The following is a 20,308-nucleotide window of genomic DNA, read 5'->3' as shown; positions in this document are numbered from 1 at the left end:
CTCATCGTTATGCGGCATACTCTATCCGCATTCAGCGAACGGTCGTTCTATTTTTGACACAGACCGTCACGCACTCCACTAAACACGCACATGATTCTGGTACCTTGACGCACCGGCCCGAGCGCTTCGCGATGGCCATCACCGATCTATCACCCATCTTTCATACTATGACATTACAGATTGGGATTCCTCTGGAGACAGCCACTCAGGAGCGGCGCGTTGCGTCCGTCCCCGAAGTGGTCGAGAAACTGATCAAGCTGGGTTTTACGGTGGCCGTCCAAAGCGGCGCCGGGGCCGGCGCGAACTTTGACGACGACGCATATCGCGCGGCCGGTGCGAGCATCGCCGCCACCGCCGCCGAGCTCTGGTCCGGCAGCGATATCGTGTTCAAGGTCCGCCCGCCGAGCGCCGACGAAGTCGCGCTGATGCGCGAGGGCGGCACGCTGATCGGCTTCGTGTGGCCCGCGCAGAACCCCGAGTTGATGCAGCAGCTGGCAGCGAAGCGCGCCACGGTGCTGGCGATCGATTCGCTGCCGCGCACGCTGTCGCGCGCGCAGAAGATGGACGCGCTCACGTCGATGGCCGGCATCAGCGGCTATCGCGCCGTGATCGAGGCCGCGCATGCGTTCGGCCGCTTCCTGAACGGCCAGGTCACGGCAGCCGGCAAGATCCCGCCGGCCAAAGTGTTCATCGCCGGCGCCGGCGTGGCCGGACTGGCCGCGATCGGCACCGCCGCGAGTCTCGGCGCGATCGTGCGCGCGAACGACACGCGCGCCGAGGTGGCCGATCAGGTCAAGTCGCTGGGCGGCGAGTTCGTCAAGGTCGACTACGAAGAGGAAGGCTCGGGCGGCGGCGGCTACGCGAAGGTGATGAGCGAGGGCTTCCAGCAGGCGCAGCGCGCGATGTACGCGCAGCAGGCGAAGGATGCCGACATCATCATCACCACCGCGCTGATCCCCGGCAAGCCGGCGCCGAAGCTCATCACCGCCGAGATGGTGCAGTCGATGAAGCCCGGCAGCGTGATCGTCGACATGGCCGCCGAGCAGGGCGGCAACTGCGAGCTCACCGTGCCCGGCGAGGCGGTCGTGCGCCATGGCGTGACGATCGTTGGCTACACCGATCTCGCGTCGCGCCTGTCGCGGCAGTCGTCCACGCTGTATGCGACGAACCTGCTGCGCGTGATCGAGGAGCTGTGCAAGGCCAAGGACTGCACGATCAACGTCGACTTCGACGACGACGCGATCCGAGGCCTCACCGTGATCAAGGAAGGCAACGTCACCTGGCCGCCGCCGCCGATCAAGCAGGCGGCCGTCGCGCCCAAGCCCCCGGCAGCCGCACCCGCGGCGGCCGCCCCGGCGAAGTCGAAAGGCCACGGCCACAGCGGCGAGCCGATGTCGGCCAAGGCGCTCGCGATCGTATTCGCGATCGGCGCGCTGGCATTCCTGCTGGTCGGCCAGTTCGCGCCGGCCAGCTTCCTGTCGCACTTCACGGTATTCGTGCTCGCGTGCTTCGTCGGCTACATGGTGATCTGGAACGTCACGCCGTCGCTGCACACGCCGCTGATGAGCGTGACCAACGCGATCTCGTCGATCATCGCGATCGGCGCGCTCGTGCAGGTCGCGCCGCCGCTGGACGAACTGGCCAACGCGGGCGACCGCCCGTCCGGGCTGATCCTCGGCCTGGCGGTGGGCGCGCTCACGCTCACGGCCGTCAACATGTTCGGCGGCTTCGCGGTCACGCGCCGCATGCTGGCGATGTTCCGCAAATAAGGGGACGACAACAATGACTTCCAACCTGACTACCGTCTCCTATATCGGCGCCGCGATCCTGTTCATCCTGAGCCTCGGCGGCCTCGCGAACCCCGAAACCGCGCGCCGCGGCAACCTGCTCGGCATGATCGGCATGCTGATCGCCGTCCTGGCCACCGTGGCCGGGCCGCGCGTGTCGGCCGCGGGCATTCCGTACGTGATCGCCGCGCTCGTCGTCGGCGGCGCGGTCGGCCTGTACGCCGCGAAGAAAGTGCAGATGACGCAGATGCCGGAACTGGTCGCGCTGATGCACAGCCTGGTCGGCCTCGCGGCCTGCCTGGTCGGCTTCGCGAGCTACATCGACACGTCGCTGCAATTCACCGGCGCGGAGAAGGCCATTCATGAGGTCGAGATTTATGTCGGCATCCTGATCGGTGCCGTCACCTTCGCGGGCTCGATCATCGCGTTCGGCAAGCTGTCGGGCAAGATCGGCGGCAAGCCGCTGCTGCTGCCGGCGCGGCACTGGATGAACCTGGCCGCGCTGCTGATCGTGATCTACTACGGCCGCGCGTTCCTGCATGCCGAGACGATCCAGGACGGCATGCTGCCGCTCGTCGTGATGACCGTGATCTCGCTGCTGTTCGGCGTGCACATGGTGATGGCGATCGGCGGCGCGGACATGCCGGTCGTGGTGTCGATGCTCAACAGCTACTCGGGGTGGGCGGCGGCGGCCACCGGCTTCATGCTCGGCAACGACCTGCTGATCGTGATCGGCGCGCTGGTGGGCTCGTCCGGTGCGATCCTGTCGTACATCATGTGCCGCGCGATGAACCGCAACTTCATCAGCGTGATCGCGGGCGGCTTCGGCAGCGGCGCGGGCGCACCGGCGGCAGCAGGCGGCGGCGCGGCGCAGCCGGCCGGCGAGGCGGTCGCGGTGAGCGCGGCGGAGACGGCCGAGCTGCTGCGCGAAGCGAAGCGCGTGATCATCGTACCCGGCTATGGGATGGCCGTTGCGCAGGCCCAGCACACGGTGTTCGAGCTGACGAAGCTGCTGCGCGAGAAGGGCGTCGACGTGCGTTTTGCGATCCACCCGGTTGCGGGCCGCATGCCGGGGCACATGAACGTGCTGCTGGCGGAAGCGAAGGTGCCGTACGACATCGTGCTGGAGATGGACGAGATCAACGGCGACTTCCCCGAGGCCGACGTGTCGATGGTGATCGGCGCGAACGACATCGTGAACCCGGCCGCGCAGGACGATCCGTCGAGCCCGATCGCCGGCATGCCGGTGCTGGAAGTGTGGAAGGCGAGGACGTCGATCGTGATGAAGCGCAGCATGGCGTCCGGCTATGCGGGCGTCGACAATCCGCTGTTCTACAAGGACAACAACCGCATGTTGTTCGGCGATGCGAAGTCGATGCTCAATGAAATCTTCGGTGCACTGAAAGCCTGAGTACGGCCACGCGCGTGGAGCGGGCAGCAAGCCGCTCCGGCGCCGCGTGGCTTCGATACGCCGACACCCCCGCCGAGCCGGGCGACGAGCAGCTCCCCACCTGCCCTTTTCCCATTGCGCCGGTTTAGTCAGCGCTTGCGGACAACGGAGTCGAGCACGAAACTGGTCGTCATGTTTTGCACGCCGTCCAGCGCGCTGATCGTTGCCCAGATGTCGCTGATGCGCTCGTGTGTGGCCGCCTCGATCTGCACGAGCAAATCGACCTCGCCGCTGAGGACCGCGCAATCGCGCACCTCGGCGATCCGCTCGAGCGCGGCGAGCACGTCGGCGCCGCGCATCCGGTCCTTGCGATACACCAGCATCACGGCGCGCACCGGCACGACATCGTCGGGCACTGCGAGCCGCACCGTATAGCCGGCAATGATGTTCAGCGCTTCGAGCCGGTCGATCCGGTTCCGGACCGCCTGCCTGGACAGACCGATCCTGTCGGCCAATACCGCGAGCGGAATCCGCGCATCGGCACACAACGCGTCGATTATCTTCTGGTCCAGGCCGTCGATCTTCATTGTCCGAATCCGGTGTGTCCGGCGCCGCGCGCATCGACCGCGTCGCGCAATGCCGCGATGTGGCCGGGGCCGATTCCGCAACACCCGCCGACAATCCGCGCGCCCAGCGCAAGCCACTGCTCTGCCCATCTTGCATAGCCGGGCGGATCGATGTCGCCGCGCAGGCCGTCGAGCTCCTCGTTCGCGCGCGCATCGGCGCGCTGAGGCGGAAACGCGTTCGCATAGGCGCCGATCACGAGCGACGTTCCCGCTCTCGCGAGCGTGCGCTGCGCCGTCTCGATCGCCGCACCCATCACTTCCGGCTGGCTGCAGTTGAACAGCAGCGCGGTCGCGCGCGCGGACACGGCGGCGTCGATCGCTTCGTCGAGCATCTGTCCCGATCGCAGTACCGGCGTGGCATCTGCGTCGACGTCGTCGCGCAGCGTGAACGAGACCCAGAGCGGCTTCGGATTCGCATCGAGCGCACGCCGGACCGCGCCGATCTCGTCCGTCAGGCTCTGCGTCTCGGCCAGCCACAGGTCGACATATGGATCGAGCCCATCGACGAGCGACGCCAGGATCGCATCCGCGCGCGCTGCGTCGAACAGGTCGGGTCGGTAGGAACCGCCGGTCGGTGGAAGCGATCCTGCGACGCGCACGGGCCGCCCTGCGCGGTCCGCCGCTTGCCGCGCGAGTTGCCCGGCAAGTGCCGCGAGCGCGACTCCGTCGCGATGGAACCGCTCCTCGCCGATATGGAACGGCACGACCGCATAGCTGTTCGCGGTGATCACGTCGGCACCCGCCGCGATGAATGCGTCGTGCGCGAGGCCGACGTAATCCGGCGCTTCCATCAGTGCGAGCGCCGACCATTCCGGCTGTCTGAACGGCGCGCCCATCCGCGCCAGTTCGCGGCCCATGCCGCCGTCGAGTACCGTGATGTCATGCATAGTCCGTGCTCCGTCGTTGCAATTCACGCATCTCGTGCGCGAATCGATTCAAAGGTCGGCGCGACGCGCGTCGGGCTTCGATCGAGCGTGCGCGCGGGTCCGTGTCAGATCTGCTCCAATGCCTGCGCGATATCGCTTTTCAGGTCGTCGATGTGCTCGATGCCAACCGAATAGCGGATGAAATTGAGCGGGATGTCGGCAGCGCGCATCTGCTCCGCCGACATCGTGCCCGCCCACATGGACGCCGTATGGATCGCGAGCGAATCGACGCCGCCGAGATTGCCTGCATTCAGCGGCAAGCGCAGCGCCTCGACAAAGCGCTGCGCTTCGCCGTAGCTTCCCCGCACACCGAACGCAACCACGCCGCCGAAACCGCGCATCTGCCGGCATGCGAGCCCATGCTGCGGATGGCTGCGCAGGCCCGGATAGAACACGCGCTCGATCTTCTCGTGCGCTTCGAGGAATTCGGCGAGCGCCTGGGCGTTCGCGTTGATCCGCTCGACGCGCATCGGCAGCGTGCGCAGCCCGCGCAGCAGCAGCCACGCGTCCATCGGCGACAGCACCGCCCCGAGCGTGATGTGCGTATGCCAGATCTGCTCGGCGAGCACGCGGCTCGTGCAGATCACGCCGCCCGTCAGGTCGTGATGGCCACCCAGATACTTGGTCGCGCTGTGCACGACGATGTCGACACCGAGCCGGTGCGGTTGCTGATTGATCGGCGACGCGAACGTGTTGTCCGCGAGCGTGAGGATGCCGCGGGCTCTTGCGATTTCGGTCACCGCGGCGATGTCGGTCACGAGCAGCAGCGGATTGACCGGCGACTCGAGCACGATCAGCCGTGTGTTCGGCCGGATCGCGCGATCGAACGCGGCCACGTCCGTCTGATCGACGAACGTCACCTCGACGCCGAACCGGCGCAGCATGTCGTCGAGCATCTTCGTGGTGCTCATGTAATGACGCGTCTGGCCGACGACGTGATCGCCGGCCTTCACGACACTGAGGATCGCGGTCGCGATCGCGCCCATTCCGGATGCCGTGACGAGCGCAGTCTCGGTGCCCTCGAGCTCCGCCATGATCGCCTTCACGCGCTCGTGAACCGGATTGCCGTAGCGGGTGTAGTTGCGCGGATGCTGCGGCACGCTCGACATCTCCGCGAATTCCTCGCTGCCGGCTGCCTTGAATACCGCCGAATAGTGGATCGCCGGCGCGACCGACTTCTCGTCGGTCACGTCGCGGTCAGCGGCGAGCGCCAGCGTTTCAAGCTTGTATCCCATGTCGTCCTCGGATCGTTCGTTGTGTCGCGTTCATGCGGCGCCGGTCAGGCACGCACGCTGCCAAGATGGCGATTCAGCAGACCTTCGACGCGTTTGAGCGCGGTCGAAAGCACAGCCGTGATACCGACGTACACGATGCCGGCCAGCATCAGCGCGTCGGTCGTATAGGTTTCGATGGAGATGCGTCGCGCGACACCGGTCAGGTCGAGCACGGTGATCGTGCTGGCAAGCGCGGTCGACTTCAGCTGCAGCACGATCTCGTTGCCGAGCGTCGGTGCGACGATGCCGATCGCGCGCGGCACGATCACGAACCAGGTGAGCATGAAGCGGCTCATCCCGAATGCGAGCGCGGCTTCCTTCTCGCCGGCGGGGACGCCGGCGATCCCGCCCCGGATGTCTTCCGCCATGTAGGCCGCGAGATTGAGCGTCAGCGCGCACAATGCACACGAGAACGATCCGCCGACCAGCAGCCACAGAGGCGACGCACGCACGATCGAGAACTGCGCGAGCCCGTAATACAGCACGAAAATCTGCACCAGCAGCGGCGTGCCGCGAAACACCGACATGAACAGGCGGCTCGGTATCGAGAACCACCGGCACGCCGACGTGCGCGCGACAGCCAGCGGCACCGCGAGCGCGAACGCAAGGGTGCATGACAGCACCAGCAGCTCGAGCGTGATCCATATGCCGCGCGCGACGTCCGGGCCGGACTGCTCGATGAGGGAAAGAAAGTCGTTCATCACATGGCCCTCTTCAGGTGCGTTTTGCGTAACCGCGGCCCGCGATGCGCTCGAGCCACGCGAACACGGGGTTGGATGCGGCGAGAAAGCCGAAATAGACGATTCCGACCGTCACGTAGAAGACGAACGGCTGCTTGGTGAACTGCGCGGCGATGTTCGCCTTGCGCAACATGTCCTCGAGCCCGACGATCGACACCAGCGACGTGTCCTTCAGCAGGTTCTGCCACATGTTGTTCAGGCTCGGCAGGCAGATGCGCCACGCCTGCGGCAGCCGCACGTACCACAGTGTCTGCAGGCGTGTCATCCCGTACGCGTGCGCGGCCTCGATCTGTCCGGCCGGCACCGCGATGAACGCGCCGCGGAACATCTCCGACGAGTAGGCGCCGAACACCACGGCGAGCGCGATCACGCCGGCGGAGAACGGACTGATGACAAGGGCGCCATCGAATTGCGCGTTGAGCAGATGCGACAGCCCGAAGTAGCAGATCAACAGGATCAGGAACTCGGGAATGCCGCGCAGGAAATTGGTCAGCGCATAGGTCGCATGCCTGAGCCACCCCAGGCTCGACAGTTTTGCCGACGCACCGGCGATGCCGAGCAGCATGCCGACGCACAGCGCGGCGACCGCAAGCTCCAGCGTGACGAGCGCGCCAGCCGCGATCTGCGCGCCGTAGTTCATCAAGATGTCCATCGTCATGTCGCTCCGTGTAAGACGCGGATCGCGCAGGCCGCCGTCCGGCGCCCGCGCGGTGCCGATGCGCGGTTATTGCGGCGCGATGCTGAACGGGAAATAGCGCTTGTTGGCCGCGGCGAACGTGCCATCCGCCTGCACCTGCGCGATGCCCTTGTCGAACAGCGCCTTCAACGGCGCGTCGCCCTTGCGTACCGCGATCGCGGTACCGTCGCCGAAGATCTCCGCATCGGCGATCGGCTTGCCGACGAAGTCGAAGCCCTCCTTCCTGCCGGCCTTCGTCAGCCAGTCGTACGCAACCGTGTTGTCGGCAAACACCGCATCGACGCGCCCGGCCTCGAGATCGAGCCACGCCTCGTCGAGCGTCTGATAGACCTTCACGTTGATGCCCGACTTGCTCGCCGGCAGGCGGCGGCGCAGATAGGATTCGTGCGTCGATGCCGTCTGAACGCCGATCGTCCTGCCACGCAGCGAGGCGGCGTTGTCCGTGATGCCCGAGCCCTGCTTCGCGACGAGTTGCACCGGCGCCGTGGTGAAAATGCGCGTGAAGTCCACCGACTGCTCACGCTCCGGCGTCTTCGACATTTGCGCGAGCACCGCATCGATCTGCTTCGCCTTGAGTGCCGGAATCAGCGCGTCGAAATCCATCGTCACCCACTGGCACTTGACCTTCATCGTGTCGCACATCTTCTTGCCGATGTCGATCTCCATGCCCTGCAGCTTGCCGGATGCATCCTTGTATTCGAACGGCGCGTAATCGGCGAGCGTGCCGACCCGCACGACCTGCTCGGCATGCGCGACCGAACCGAACAATGCCGCGCCCACGCACAGCGACTGAAGCAGCTTTTTCATGATTTCCCCTCCGGTTGACATTGAATCCGCATCAGATGATGCTGGACAGAAACTTCTGGAAACGCGGCGATTTCTGGCTCGCGAATACCTCGTCTGGACTGCCGTCTTCCTCGATTCGTCCCTGGTGGACGAACACGACGCGGTTCGCGACTTCGCGCGCAAATCCCATCTCGTGCGTGACGACGAGCATCGTGCGTCCCTCGTCGGCCAGCGAGCGCATCACCTTCAATACTTCGCCGACGAGTTCCGGATCGAGCGCCGATGTCGGCTCGTCGAACAGCATCACGTCGGGGTCGGTCGCGAGCGCTCGTGCAATCGCGACGCGCTGCTGCTGGCCACCCGACAGCTGGTTCGGATAGTGTTCGCACTTGCCGGCGAGCCCGACCCGTTCGAGCATCGCGATCGCCTTGTCGCGGGCGTCGCGCTTCGGCACGCCGAGCACGCGCACCGGCACGAACATCACGTTCTGCAGCACGGTCATGTGCGCCCAGAGGTTGAACTGCTGGAACACCATCGCAAGCTTGCGGCGCACGCGCATCACCTGCCGCGCGTCGGCCGCGACGAGCGCGCCGTCGCGGCCTGCCCGTTTCAGCGCGAGCGTTTCGCCATTCACGCAGATCCGGCCACGGTCGGGCATTTCCAGCAAGTTGATGCACCTGAGGAACGTACTTTTTCCCGACCCGCTGCTGCCGAGGATCGACACGACCTCATGATTCTTCGCGGTCAGCGAGATGCCCTTCAGCACCTCGACACCGCCGAACGACTTGTGAATATCCTCGACCACCAGCGCGTCCGCCGCCGGTTTGCATGCAGGAATTGCTGCTGGCATCCTCGACTCCTTCTTCGATACGTTGCTCACACCGCTCCGGTTCGCGCCGCGCGACCCGCGAGGGGCCCGCGCTTGCGCATCAGCTCGACAGCCGCCGGTTGCGCCTGAAGCAGACCACCTTCGGCTGCGTCATTTCCGTCATCGCGAATCGAACGCCTTCGCGACCCAGCGACCCATGCTTGAATCCGCCGAACGGCATGCCGTCGAAGCGGTAATCGGACGAATCGTTGATCATCACGCCGCCCGCCTGCAGGCGCTCGGCCGCGCCGAGCGCCGCCTCCAGGCGGTTGGTGAACACGCCTGCATGCAGGCAGCTCTCCGACGCATTGGCCGCGTCGAGCGCCTGCTGCAGGTCGGTGAATTTCTCGATGGTCACGACCGGCGCGAATACCTCGTCGGTCCATACACGCGCGTCGTGCGGCACATCCGCGAGCACCGTCGGTTCATACAGCGCCCCGCGCCGCCGATGGCCGGTCAGCACCGTCGCACCGCCCGCGACTGCTTCGTCGACCCAGCGCTCGATGCGCGTCGCCTGCTCCTCGCCGATCATCGGCCCCATGTCGGTCGCATCGTCCAGCGGATCGCCGACGACCATCCTGCCGGTCAGTTCGACGAATAAACGCACGAACGGCTCGTACGCGGCCTCGGCGACGAAGATCCGCTGCGTGCCGATGCAGTTCTGTCCCGCCGCCCAGAACGCGCCCGACACGCACGATTCGGCGGCATCCTTCAGGTCACAGTCGGCCATGACGATCACCGGCGCATTTCCGCCCAGGTCCATCGCGATCTTCTTGAGTCCCGCGTCGCGCGTGATGGCCTCGCCGGTCTGCGGGCCACCGGTAAAGGTCACCATCCGGATCCGCCGGTCACGCACCAGAGCGGACGCGATATCCGCGCCGCCGTGCACGATCTGCAGCGTGTCGCGCGGCGCCCCGGCTTCCCACAGAACCTCGACGAGGGCCTGCGCGGACAGCGGCGCGAGCAACGAGGGCTTCAGGATGACCGCATTGCCGGTCGCGAGCGCCGGCCCGAGCTTGTGTGCGACGAGGTTCAACGGGTCGTTGAAGGGCGTGATCGCGAGAATCACGCCCAGCGGCTCCAGCGTGTAGTAGCCGCTACGATCCTCCGAGCCGGGATACCCGTCGAACGGGATCGTCTCGCCGTTGAGTCGTTTCGCTTCCTCGCCCGACAGGCGCAGCGTGTTCACGCAGCGCGCGACTTCCTTGCGGGCCTGCCGCAGCGGCTTGCCCGCTTCGAGCGCGATCGTGCGTGCGAACGTCTCCGCTTGTGCCTCGACGCTCACGGCTGCGCGAAACAGGATGTCGGCCCGCTGGCTGCGCGGCATGGTTGCGGCCGCGCGCGCGCCGTCGAGCGCGCGCTCGACGAGGACCGGCGCCGCATCGGCTCGCGACAGACGAACCTGGCCGACGATCGAGCCGTCATACGGCGACCGAACATCGGCTACGCCGGCTGCCGTGCAGTCGCTCATCACCGCATCGCGCGCGCTCATGCCGCCACCTCGTGCGAGGCTGCGCCAATCCTGTCCGCCAGTTCGATCAGGTCGGAGAGGATCGCGAACGCCGTTTCCTCGCGGCCGGCCCCCGGCCCGCTGATCGTCACGCCGCCGAGCACGTCGGTGTCGAACGTGATCGCATTCGTCACGCCGCTCGCGGCAAGCAGCGGATGGCCGGCCGGCAGCTTGCGCGGTTCGACGCTCGCGGTAACGGTGCCGTCCGGATGGCGGATGGCGGATCCGATCAACCGCCAGGACGTGCGCTCCGCCGCCGCTGCGCGCACGTCGTGCTCGGTCAGTTCCACGATGCCGCGGCACGTCACGTCGCCACGCTTGAGGCCGGCATTCCACAGTGCGTTCGCCAGAATGACGACCTTCAGCTGTACGTCCGAACCGTTGACGTCGGCCGCCGGGTTCGCCTCCGCATAGCCGCGCTGCTGCGCATCCCGGATCGCCGCATCGAAGCTCGCGCCGGCCTCGACCTCACCGAGCACGTAATTCGACGTGCCGTTCAGGATGCCGGCGAAGCCGTGGATGTCGCAGCCGCGCAGCGAGGTCGCGAGTTGCCGCAGCACCGGCGTGCCGCTCATCACCGTGCCCTCGTACATCACACAAGCACCCGATTGCGCGGCGATCCGCGCCAGCGCCGGCTGCGCGAGCGCGATCGGCCCCTTGTTGGTCGTGATCACGTGCTTGCCGCATTCGAGCGCGGTACGGCAATGCGACAGCGCGGGTTCACCGGTGTTCGGATCGGTGAAGGTCGCCTCGATGACGACATCCACGTGTTCCGACGCGATGGCCTTCAGCACCGCGCCGAGGCCGACGTCCGGCGACACCAGCGTGCCGGGATCGCGACGCAGCGCTTCGGCATCGACGCCCCGCCGAGCGGTTTCGTCGAGGACGTCCAGCGCGATACCGCGAGGATTCGTCGCGATCCCGAGCCGCAGGTCGGCGACCGTCGTCACCGATACGTCGAGTCCCGCCGCACCCAGCATCGCACGCTTCTTTTTGAGCAAATCGACCAGTCCCTGATTGACTCCGCCGAAACCGACCAGTGCCAGTTTGAGTTCCATCTTGATCTTCTCCTGTTCATTGACGACACGACACAGGTTAGTTATGCGAATCGATTTTCAAATTAGGCGTTTCGCCCGATTCAAGTCATCATCCGTTGCGGTTTGTCATGCGGGACGGACGGATCGCCCGTCCCGCGCGAAACAAGTACGTCAGGTGGCCGGCGGTTCGTCGTCGCCGTCCTTGTCGACCGGCACGAACAGCCCGACCTTGACCGCGCTCAGCACGACATTCGTGTTGATCCGGCGGATCATCGGATTGCTCTGCATGATCCGCGCGGACAGCCGGTCGTACGCCTCGACGTCGTGCGCGGTGATGATCGCGATCAGGTCGACGGAGCCGGTCACGTAGTAGATCTGCTGGATCTCGTCATGCGCCTTCGACCACTCGCGGAACCTGGCGACCGTCTCGTAGTTTTCGCGTTCGATCTCGATTGCCGCGATGAACGTCATCGGCCTGCCGACCGCCGCGCGATCGACCACCGCAATTTCCGCCGAAATGATCTTTTCGGTGCGCATGCGCTTCAGCCGCTTTTGCACGGCCGACGTGGACAGGCCGATTCGTTCGGCAATGGCATCCGCAGTCGCGGTGCAATCGCGCTGGACGATATTCAGGATCTTGCGGTCGAAGGAGTCGAGTGCGTCGGTCATGGCGTGGCCTGCCGGAGAACGGGTGCTTGCGTCAAAGATAGAAAGGGCGCGCCGATCTGAGCCCGACCAGATGCCGGACACGGTCGAACGCGGTGACGAGCGTTTCGCGCCACTGCGCCGCCGGCCCGCAGATACGTACCGGTGCGAAATGGATCGTATCCACGCCCGCGGGAATTCGGAACGGACGCTCGATGCCATCGTCCGATTCGGTCACGAGTGCAGTGCCGTCGACTTCGGTCAGGCTCATCATCAGATGGGCGGATGCGGTCGCACCGAGCAGGTCGCGCAGAGGCGACGCGTTCGCGCACAACTGTTCGAGCAGCGGCAACTCGTAAGCGCCGGGCCACCAGGTGTCGTGCTCGTCGAGCCACGGGCCGACGCCCGGCATTCCGACCATCTCGAGGACCCGGTCCGCACCGAGATGCGCATAGGCGCGACACCGGCCGGCCCCGTCGGTCGAAGCGCGCGCCAGCCAGCCGCCGGCGCTCGGGACTGGGTCCGTCAACACGACGTTCGCAGGCTTCAGTCGGCCCAGCGCTTCAGCCGCGCTTGCAGCGGATCGGTGCCCTTCGCGGGACCGTTGCGCGTGCTCCGGGACGATCCTGCACACCCACTTGGGACCATCCTGCAACGCGGCCGGGACGTCGCCGGCCCGGACTTGAGCGGTTCGCCTGCGGGCGTGTTCAACGATGACGATTGGCGTGTCCGGCATACAACTCTCTCGTGCTTGCGGGGCCGCGGCGCAGCGATGCTGGCGCGCTTCATGGTTTGGCCGACGATGTTGGGGCTGGAGAAATCATATCGCCTCGATGCGACTAAAAAAATCTCAACCGCATCGAACATCGACGCAAAACGTCGAAAAACACCGCTTGACGGACGTTTCGCATCCAGCCAGACGCCGGCCAGTCCGGCGTCCCTCGCGACCGCCAGAGCCGCAGGTCACTGCGACGCACCGAACAGTTGAATCACGACGCCGCGCAGCCACCGGTTGCCTGCCTCATGGTGATATCGCGCATGCCAATGCTGCCGTACCGCAAACCCGTCGACCGGGATCGGACACGCATGAACCGCCAGATCACTCGCCTGAGCCAGTGTCTGGCCGATATGACGGGGTAGCGTCGTGATCAGGTCGGTCGTCTGGACGATCGCACCCAGACCCAGAAAACCCGGCAACTCCAGCACCACGTCTCGCTCGATGCGCGCCTGCCGCAGCGCCTGTTCGAGGAGTTGCGCCCCGGTTCCCGCGGTGATGGCGACATGTCCTTCGGAACGATACTGCTTGGCCCCGAGGCGGCCGCGAATCCTCGGATGATGCCGGTTGGCCAGACATACCCAGTCCTGGTCGTACAGCTTCTGCTGATAGATGCCGCCACCCAGCCACGGCACATACCCGATCGCGAGATCGGCTTCGCCGGATTCGAGCGCGCGTTCCGTATTGCCGTCGATCCGTGCGACTTCCAGCCGGACGCCGGGCGCATGCGCCCGGACATGGGCCAGCAGCCTTGGAAGCAGCGTGATGTGGCTCGCGTCGGTCATGCAGATACGAAAGCGTCGCTGGGCCGTCGCTGGATCGAATGCGATCTCCCATGCGGTGAAGCGCCGAAGCGATTCGAGAATTTCCCGGCATGGCCCGATCAGCGCGTCGGCTTGCGGTGTCGGCGCCATCCCGCCGGGGGTCCGGATGAAGAGCGGATCGTGCAGGTGTTCCCTCAAGTGCCCGAGCCAGATGCTCACCGTCGGCTGGCTCTGCCCCAGGTGCTCGGCGACACGCGTGACGCTGCGCACGTCGTACAGGAGATCGAAAAGCTGAAGCAGCTTCAGGTCGGGCAGGTCGGCGGGCATCGTGGCGTTATTGTCCGTGGCAATGATGCCATTGTATCCATTGCATTGTCGGCATGAGCGGCGACTCCTATCGTGATGCCATACGTCAAGGAGAAGCCATTGAAAATAGCAATTCTGGGCGCTGGCGCGCTGGGCTGCGCGATCGGCGCGACCCTTACCCAAGGCGGCCACGAGACCTGGCTGATCGACCGCTCGCCTGCACACGTCGATGCGATGCGCCGTGACGGCCTGCGCGTCGACGACGCGTGCGGCACCCGCCACGTACGCGTCCACGCGACGACTCAGGCTGCCGATGTCGGCGTGGCCGACCTGGTGGTGGTGCTGGTCAAGTCGTTCCACACCGACGCGGCCATCCGCGGCGCCCAATCGCTGGTGGGTCCGGATACCGCCGTGCTGTCGCTGCAGAACGGCCTCGGACACGAGGACATCCTGATCGACGTCGTCGGCCGCGAGCGCGTGCTCGCGGGCAAGACCTACGTCGGCGGCGTGCTGCGCGGCGCGGGCCATATCGAATCCGGCGTGATCGGCAAGTACACCTATATCGGCGAACTCGACGGCCGCATCACACCGCGCGTGCAGGCAATCGCCGCCGCGTTCGATGCCGCCGGCCTCGCCACGACGATCAGCGACAACATCGTCGGCACCATGTGGGACAAGCTGCTGGTGAATGTCGCGACGGGTGCGCTGACCGGCCTTACCGGCCTCACCTACGGGCAGCTTTACGATGAGCCGCTGCTGAAGGCGACGTCGCTCGCGGCCGTGGCCGAGGCGATCTCGGCGGCGCAGGCGGCCGGCGTCAAGCTGTCGATGACCGATCCGGAACAGGCCTGGACGCTCGCCGCCGAGGGGCTCCCCGCGACCTTCAAGACGTCGATGCTGCAAAGCCTCGAGAAGGGCTCGATCACCGAAATCGACTTCATCAACGGTTCGGTCGTGCGCTGGGGGCAGCGCTACGGCGTGCCGACCCCGGTCAATGCAACGCTCGTCGCCTGCATCAAGGGGCTGGAACGCGCGATGGCCGATCGCCAACGGCAGGAGACCGCCGCATGAATGCCACGAAAGCCTATCTCGAACACGTTGCGATCTGGGTAAAGGACATCCGCTGGCACATCCGCTTCTTCGAGGAAGTGCTCGGCATGACCCTGCGCGAAGTGGACGGCACGCTCGACGCGCCGCGGCAGTACTGGACGCTCGGCGGCCTGCAGTTCATCCACGCGCCGGACCACAATGGCCCGGAAGGTCGGCTCGCGCATCTCGGCGTGATGTGCGAAGACCTGGAAGCCGCGCTGGCCGAGGCACAACGGTTCGGCGTGTCGGAGATGCCGCAAGGGCGGAACTGGCTTCGCCTGCCCGACGGGCTCGCCGTCGAACTGATCCAGGCCAGGCCGGCTTCCTGCGTGGCGCAGGCGCTGGCGATCAACCCGCGCGCGGAGGCATGACCATGACGATCGTCGAGAAATACTGGGACGACGCCCGCGAGGGTGACACGTGCACGAGCCCGAGCTACATCGTGACCAAGGAGCGCATTCTCGCGTACGCCGACCTCACCGGCGACCATACGCCCGTCCACGTGGACGAGGAATACGCCAACGCGAGCCATTTCGGGTGCCTCGTCGCGCACGGGCTGTTCGGCTTGTCCATCGCCGACGGCCTGAAGACGCAGAGCGACTATCGCTTTCTGCCGGGCATGTCGCTCGGCTGGAGCTGGGATTTCCTGCTGCCGATCAAGGTCGGCGACGTGCTGCACGTGAAGTTCCGCGTCGGCTCGATGCGGGCCAGCAAGAGCCGCCCGGATTGGGGCATCGTCGTGCTGCCGTCGGAGCTGATCAATCAGGACGGTCAGGTCGTTCAACGCGGCGAGCATCGCCTGATGGTGCCGCGCCGCCCGGAGGCACTGTAATGCAGGCTCGCCCACTCGAAGGTATTCGCGTCGTCGACTACAGCCACTTCCTTGCCGGTCCGTATGTCGGGCGCTGTCTCGCGGCGCTCGGCGCCGAAGTCATCAAGGTCGAGCGCCCCGGATCGGGCGACGCCGGACGCCAGCACGCGACCGTGCTCGACGACCAGCAAAGCGGCTACTTCCTGCAGCTCAACATGGGCAAGCGCGGCGTGAGCGTCAACATGAAGGATGCGCGCGGCAAGGCGTTCATGCAGCGGCTGTGCGACTCCGCCGACGTGTTCATCGAGAACTATCGGCCGGGCGCACTGGACAAGCTCGGGCTCGGCTATCCGGAATTGTCGGCGCGCAATCCGGGCCTCGTCTACTGTTCGATTTCGGCGTACGGGCACACCGGTCCGGACGCGCATCGCGCAGGCTTCGGGCTGATCGCGGAAGCCAGGAGCGGAATCATGCAGATGGTGGGCACGCCGGGCGAGCGGCCGCCGCTGCTGCGCATCTCGCTCGGCGACATGTACACCGGCATTCATGCGGTCGCGGCGATCAACGCCGCGCTGCTGGGGCGCGTGAAGAGCGGCCGCGGGCAACACATCGACATGGCGCTGTACGACACGCTGGTATCGATGCACGAATATGCGGTGCAGTGCTACACGCTGCAGGGCGTGCTGCCCGAGCAGACCGGGCACGACATGCCGACCTCGACGCTCTATGGCGTGTTCCGTGCCGCGGACGGCGATCTCGTGATCGCCGCACAAGTCGACGACGCGTGGAAACGCTTCGCCGGGCTGATCGCGACGCACGGCGGCCCGTCGGACTTCGGCGCCGACACACGGTTTCACGACAGCACCGGGCGTAACGCGCACCGCGCGGAGATTCTGTCGGTGGTCGAGCCGTGGGTGGCCGCGCGTTCCGTCGTGTCGGTGCTCGAACTGCTCGACGGCATCGACGTTCCGTGCGCGAAGGTGCAGCGCATCGACGAGGTATTGAACGATCCGCAGATCCAGGCGAGAGGCATGGTCGTCGAGCAACAGCATCCGCGCTACGGGACGCTGCGCCTGCCCAACCTGCCGTTCCGGTTTTCCGATTGCGATACGACGATTCGCGACGTCGCGCCCGATCTCGGGCAGCACAACGCGGAAGTCGCGCGCTCCCTCGGGTTCGATTCGGCCGAAATCGACGCGATGCAGGCCGACGGCGTCCTCTATTCAAAAGCGAGCCAATGATGACCGACCCATATGCGGTGATCGGCAATCCGATCGGGCACACGAAATCCCCATTGATTCACGGCCTCTTCGCGCAGCAGACGCGTCAGGACATCAGCTATACGCCCATCGAGGGGCCCGTCGAGCCGGCAGGCGCTTTCGCAGCCGCGGTTCGTGCCTTTTTCGAAGGCGGCGGCAAGGGCATCAACGTCACTGCGCCGTTCAAGCTCGACGCGTTCGCGATGTCGGACGAACGCAGCGAGCGGGCGCAGCTCGCGGGCGCGGCCAACGCGCTCAAGTTCGACGGCGGCCGCATCCTGGCCGACAACTTCGACGGCATCGGCCTGGTTCGCGATATCGAGGCGAACCTCAATCTGCCGATGGCCGGCAAGCGTGTCCTGGTGCTCGGTGCGGGCGGCGCGGCACGCGGCGCGCTGTTGCCGTTCCTCGAAGCCGGACCGGCGGAACTCGTCATCGCGAATCGCGACGTCGACAAGGCGCGCGCCCTGGTCGCGCAGGTTGCCGAACGCGGTCCGCTCGTTGCCGGCGGCTACGCGGACCTCGCGCGGATGGGGCGTTTCGACCTGGTCGTCAACGCGACGTCGGCGAGCCTGACCGGCGACCTGCCGCCGGTCCCGCCGAGCGTGTTCAGTCCGACCGGCACCGCCTACGAACTTGCATACGGCAAGCGTCTGACGCCGTTTCTGCGGCTCGCGAAAAACGCCGGCGTACACGGAATTGCGGATGGTGTCGGCATGCTGGTCGAGCAGGCGGCCGAAGCGTTCGCATGGTGGCGCGGCGTACGCCCCGAGACCAGTTCGGTGATCGATCGGCTGGCCGTGCCCTTTGATTGAACACGCGATGGAGATTCGCATGAAGAAGATCCTGATGCTGCACGGCATCAATCACAACATGTTCGGCAAGCGCGACCCCACACAGTACGGGACGATCACGCTCGCGCAGATCGATGCACGGCTGCAAGGGCTGGCGGAGGAACTGGGCGTACAGGTGGAATCGTTCCAGACGAACGGCGAAGGCGCGATGTGCGAGCGCATTCATCGCGCCTTCGAGGAACGCCAGGATGCGGTGCTGATCAACGCCGGGGCATGGACGCATTACAGCTACGGCATTCGCGATGCCCTTGCCATCCTCACGTGCCCGATCGTCGAACTGCACATGTCCAACATTCATGCACGCGAGCCGTTCCGGCATCACTCCGTCCTGGCCGGGATCGTCAGCGGGCAGATTTGCGGTTTCGGTGTCCAAAGCTATCTGCTGGCGCTGAGGGCCGCGGTCGCGGCGCTCGGCGAGGAATGACCGATTCCCGCATCGGCTGCCGATGCGGGATCGACGCACATGCGCAACCGTTCCGCGGTTGTTCTCCGTGCGTCGTATCGATGGGCCTCGGTCCGGTCACACAACGGAGTCGATACATCGGGCAGTGACGACTCCCCGCATCACCCGCGTTGCCCGGCACACATATCAATATCTGGAGACGACGATGACCACGACCTTGCGGGACGAGCCCAGAGGCAGGCACCAATCGAGAAAAGCCGCCGTCAGCGGCTGGATCGGATCGGTGCTCGAATACTACGATTTCTTCATCTACGCCACGGCATCGGCGCTGATCTTCCCGCAGATATTCTTTCCGCACGGGAGCTCCACGACAGCCATCATCGCGTCGCTGGCCACTTACGGTGTCGGCTACGTGTCGCGCCCGATCGGCGCGTTCGTGCTGGGTCATCTCGGCGACACGCGCGGACGGAAAACCGTCCTGCTTTTCTGCATGTTCCTGATGGGCATCTCGACCGTCGGAGTCGGCCTCCTGCCGACCTATCAGCAAGCCGGGCTGCTCGCGCCGGCATTGCTGGTGACGCTTCGCCTGCTGCAAGGTTTCGCCGTGGCCGGCGAGATTACCGGCGCGAGCTCGATGATCCTGGAACACGCGCCGTTCGGTCGGCGCGGATACTTCGTCAGCTTCACGCTACAGGGCGTGCAGGCCGGGCAAGTGCTGGCCGCCGCCGTATTCCTGCCGCTCGCCTACTACATGCCGTCCGCGCAATTCGACAGCTGGGGCTGGCGCATTCCGTTCCTGCTGAGTGCGCTGGTCATCGTTGCGGGCTTGATCATTCGTCGCGAGGTCGACGAGTCGCCGGCCTTTGATGCAACGGTACGCAACCGGTCGCAAGCCGGCTCGCCGGTTGCCGACGCTTTCAAACACCACTTTCCCGACATGGTGCGCGTTGCCTGCATGTCGATGATGAACGTGATTCCGGTCGTCGCCACCATCTTCGGCGCAGCCTATGCGGTCCAACCAGCGTATGGGATCGGATTCCAGAAAGATATCTATCTCTGGATCACGGTGGTGGGCAATATCGTTGCGATGATCGTGATTCCGTTCGTCGGCAACCTGTCCGACAAGGTCGGACGCCGCCCGCCGATCATCGTCGGCTCGCTGGCGGCCGGCCTGCTCGCGTTCGCCTACCTGTATGCGATCAGCATCCGCAACGTGCCGCTCGCATTCGTGATGTCGATGCTCATGTGGGGTGTGGTGTACCAGGGCTACAACGCGGTATTTCCCGCCTTTTACCCGGAACTCTTCCCGACCCGCACGCGCGTCTCGGCGATGGCAATCGCGCAGAACCTCGGCACCGCGGCCACGGCGATGCTGCCCGCCCTGTTCACGGCAGTCGCGCCGCCTGGAGGGCACCACGTCTGGCTGATCGTCGGCGCGATCGCGTTCGGCATCACCGTGATTGCGTCGCTCGCAGCCGCGAGCGCACGCGAGACCCATCGTGTCCATATGAACGACCTGGGGCGAGCGAACGCTCAACCGGTCGACAAGGCAGAATACGACCGGCTGCGCGTCGACGCGATGGCGCGCCATCGCATCGTGCGCGAACACGTGCCAGGATCCCTGGGCAGCTAGCCAGTGCTCGACGGGGCGTCGTGTTCGGCGCCCCTTCCGCCGAGCATTTCCAGCTTGCTGCCGCGCCGTCACCGGCAGCGCGAACGTGCGTTGCCGCTGTCTTCATCCGATGCCTGATACCGTGCCGA

The 20,308-nt window shown here is 65.9% G+C and carries 21 protein-coding genes; 9 read left to right on the top strand and 12 right to left on the bottom strand.

The genetic code is table 11. The annotated features are described in order from the left end of the window. Positions 1-167: 167 nt before the first annotated feature. Both WS66_RS29435 and pntB read left to right on the top strand, forming a co-directional pair. Positions 168-1,769, top strand: a complete 1,602-nt coding sequence (locus WS66_RS29435; protein ID WP_059606303.1) for a Re/Si-specific NAD(P)(+) transhydrogenase subunit alpha — start codon at positions 168-170, stop codon at positions 1,767-1,769. Between the two features lie 13 nt (positions 1,770-1,782). Further along, positions 1,783-3,198, top strand: a complete 1,416-nt coding sequence (gene pntB / locus WS66_RS29430) for a Re/Si-specific NAD(P)(+) transhydrogenase subunit beta (RefSeq protein ID WP_059606300.1) — start codon at positions 1,783-1,785, stop codon at positions 3,196-3,198. A gap of 128 nt (positions 3,199-3,326) precedes the next feature. Here the strand turns inward: pntB and WS66_RS29425 are convergent, their stop codons facing one another. The 12 genes from WS66_RS29425 to WS66_RS29370 form a co-directional block, all read right to left on the bottom strand. Further along, on the bottom strand, positions 3,327-3,764 hold the full coding sequence (locus WS66_RS29425) for an Lrp/AsnC family transcriptional regulator (protein ID WP_059606296.1): 438 nt from the start codon (positions 3,762-3,764) through the stop codon (positions 3,327-3,329). Next, positions 3,761-4,690 carry a homocysteine S-methyltransferase family protein gene (locus tag WS66_RS29420; protein ID WP_059606293.1) on the bottom strand — a complete coding sequence of 310 codons (930 nt, stop codon included), beginning with the start codon at positions 4,688-4,690 and terminating at the stop codon, positions 3,761-3,763. The genes WS66_RS29425 and WS66_RS29420 overlap by 4 nt, the downstream gene beginning before the upstream one ends. A 104-nt stretch (positions 4,691-4,794) precedes the next feature. Further along, positions 4,795-5,964, bottom strand: a complete 1,170-nt coding sequence (locus WS66_RS29415; RefSeq protein WP_059606290.1) for a trans-sulfuration enzyme family protein — start codon at positions 5,962-5,964, stop codon at positions 4,795-4,797. 44 nt (positions 5,965-6,008) lie between these two features. Further along, the gene (locus tag WS66_RS29410) at positions 6,009-6,704 is read right to left on the bottom strand and encodes an ABC transporter permease (RefSeq protein ID WP_082729032.1); all 696 of its coding nucleotides are present in this window, start codon (positions 6,702-6,704) and stop codon (positions 6,009-6,011) included. A 13-nt stretch (positions 6,705-6,717) separates the two neighbouring features. After that, positions 6,718-7,401 carry an ABC transporter permease gene (locus WS66_RS29405; protein WP_236873003.1) on the bottom strand — a complete coding sequence of 228 codons (684 nt, stop codon included), beginning with the start codon at positions 7,399-7,401 and terminating at the stop codon, positions 6,718-6,720. Positions 7,402-7,467: 66 nt separating this feature from the next. Beyond that, entirely contained in the window at positions 7,468-8,247 is a 780-nt protein-coding gene (locus WS66_RS29400) for a transporter substrate-binding domain-containing protein (protein ID WP_059606284.1), read from the bottom strand. A gap of 31 nt (positions 8,248-8,278) precedes the next feature. Further along, positions 8,279-9,076 (bottom strand): ABC transporter ATP-binding protein, encoded by a 798-nt coding sequence (locus WS66_RS29395; RefSeq protein ID WP_012366578.1) that lies wholly within the window; start codon positions 9,074-9,076, stop codon positions 8,279-8,281. Positions 9,077-9,155: 79 nt separating this feature from the next. Further along, positions 9,156-10,586, bottom strand: a complete 1,431-nt coding sequence (locus WS66_RS29390; RefSeq protein ID WP_059606281.1) for an aldehyde dehydrogenase family protein — start codon at positions 10,584-10,586, stop codon at positions 9,156-9,158. After that, complete coding sequence (locus tag WS66_RS29385; RefSeq protein ID WP_059606279.1) at positions 10,583-11,662, bottom strand: homoserine dehydrogenase; 1,080 nt, start codon at positions 11,660-11,662, stop codon at positions 10,583-10,585. The genes WS66_RS29390 and WS66_RS29385 overlap by 4 nt, the downstream gene beginning before the upstream one ends. Positions 11,663-11,812: 150 nt before the next feature. Beyond that, positions 11,813-12,310 carry an Lrp/AsnC family transcriptional regulator gene (locus WS66_RS29380; protein WP_048021211.1) on the bottom strand — a complete coding sequence of 166 codons (498 nt, stop codon included), beginning with the start codon at positions 12,308-12,310 and terminating at the stop codon, positions 11,813-11,815. A gap of 31 nt (positions 12,311-12,341) precedes the next feature. Then, on the bottom strand, positions 12,342-13,022 hold the full coding sequence (locus WS66_RS29375) for a hypothetical protein (RefSeq protein WP_059606276.1): 681 nt from the start codon (positions 13,020-13,022) through the stop codon (positions 12,342-12,344). 227 nt (positions 13,023-13,249) lie between these two features. After that, positions 13,250-14,152, bottom strand: a complete 903-nt coding sequence (locus WS66_RS29370; protein ID WP_059606273.1) for a LysR family transcriptional regulator — start codon at positions 14,150-14,152, stop codon at positions 13,250-13,252. A 99-nt stretch (positions 14,153-14,251) separates the two neighbouring features. Here WS66_RS29370 and WS66_RS29365 point away from each other — a divergent pair, with 99 nt between their 5' ends. The 7 genes from WS66_RS29365 (at position 14,252) to WS66_RS29335 (ending at position 20,180) form a co-directional block, all read left to right on the top strand. Beyond that, positions 14,252-15,202, top strand: coding sequence for a ketopantoate reductase family protein (locus WS66_RS29365; RefSeq protein ID WP_059606368.1), 951 nt, complete (start codon positions 14,252-14,254; stop codon positions 15,200-15,202). After that, a complete protein-coding gene (locus tag WS66_RS29360) occupies positions 15,199-15,591 on the top strand; it encodes a VOC family protein (RefSeq protein WP_059606270.1) in 393 nt (130 codons plus the stop codon). Before WS66_RS29365 ends, WS66_RS29360 begins: the two co-directional genes overlap by 4 nt. Positions 15,592-15,593: 2 nt before the next feature. After that, positions 15,594-16,052, top strand: a complete 459-nt coding sequence (locus tag WS66_RS29355) for a MaoC family dehydratase (RefSeq protein ID WP_059606268.1) — start codon at positions 15,594-15,596, stop codon at positions 16,050-16,052. Beyond that, positions 16,052-17,272 carry a CaiB/BaiF CoA transferase family protein gene (locus tag WS66_RS29350; RefSeq protein WP_059606265.1) on the top strand — a complete coding sequence of 407 codons (1,221 nt, stop codon included), beginning with the start codon at positions 16,052-16,054 and terminating at the stop codon, positions 17,270-17,272. Before WS66_RS29355 ends, WS66_RS29350 begins: the two co-directional genes overlap by 1 nt. Further along, a complete protein-coding gene (aroE, locus tag WS66_RS29345; RefSeq protein ID WP_059606364.1) occupies positions 17,272-18,105 on the top strand; it encodes a shikimate dehydrogenase in 834 nt (277 codons plus the stop codon). The genes WS66_RS29350 and aroE overlap by 1 nt, the downstream gene beginning before the upstream one ends. A gap of 19 nt (positions 18,106-18,124) precedes the next feature. Continuing rightward, positions 18,125-18,568, top strand: a complete 444-nt coding sequence (gene aroQ, locus WS66_RS29340; protein WP_059606370.1) for a type II 3-dehydroquinate dehydratase — start codon at positions 18,125-18,127, stop codon at positions 18,566-18,568. A 184-nt stretch (positions 18,569-18,752) separates the two neighbouring features. Next, positions 18,753-20,180 (top strand): MFS transporter, encoded by a 1,428-nt coding sequence (locus WS66_RS29335; RefSeq protein ID WP_059606261.1) that lies wholly within the window; start codon positions 18,753-18,755, stop codon positions 20,178-20,180. Positions 20,181-20,308 lie beyond the last annotated feature (128 nt).

Origin of the sequence: Burkholderia sp. LA-2-3-30-S1-D2, from assembly GCF_001523915.2 — a bacterium.
In the GTDB taxonomy this organism is placed as follows: domain Bacteria; phylum Pseudomonadota; class Gammaproteobacteria; order Burkholderiales; family Burkholderiaceae; genus Burkholderia; species Burkholderia diffusa.
The sequence above is the reverse complement of the archived record's forward strand: the minus strand, read 5'-3'. Positions and strand labels throughout refer to the sequence as shown.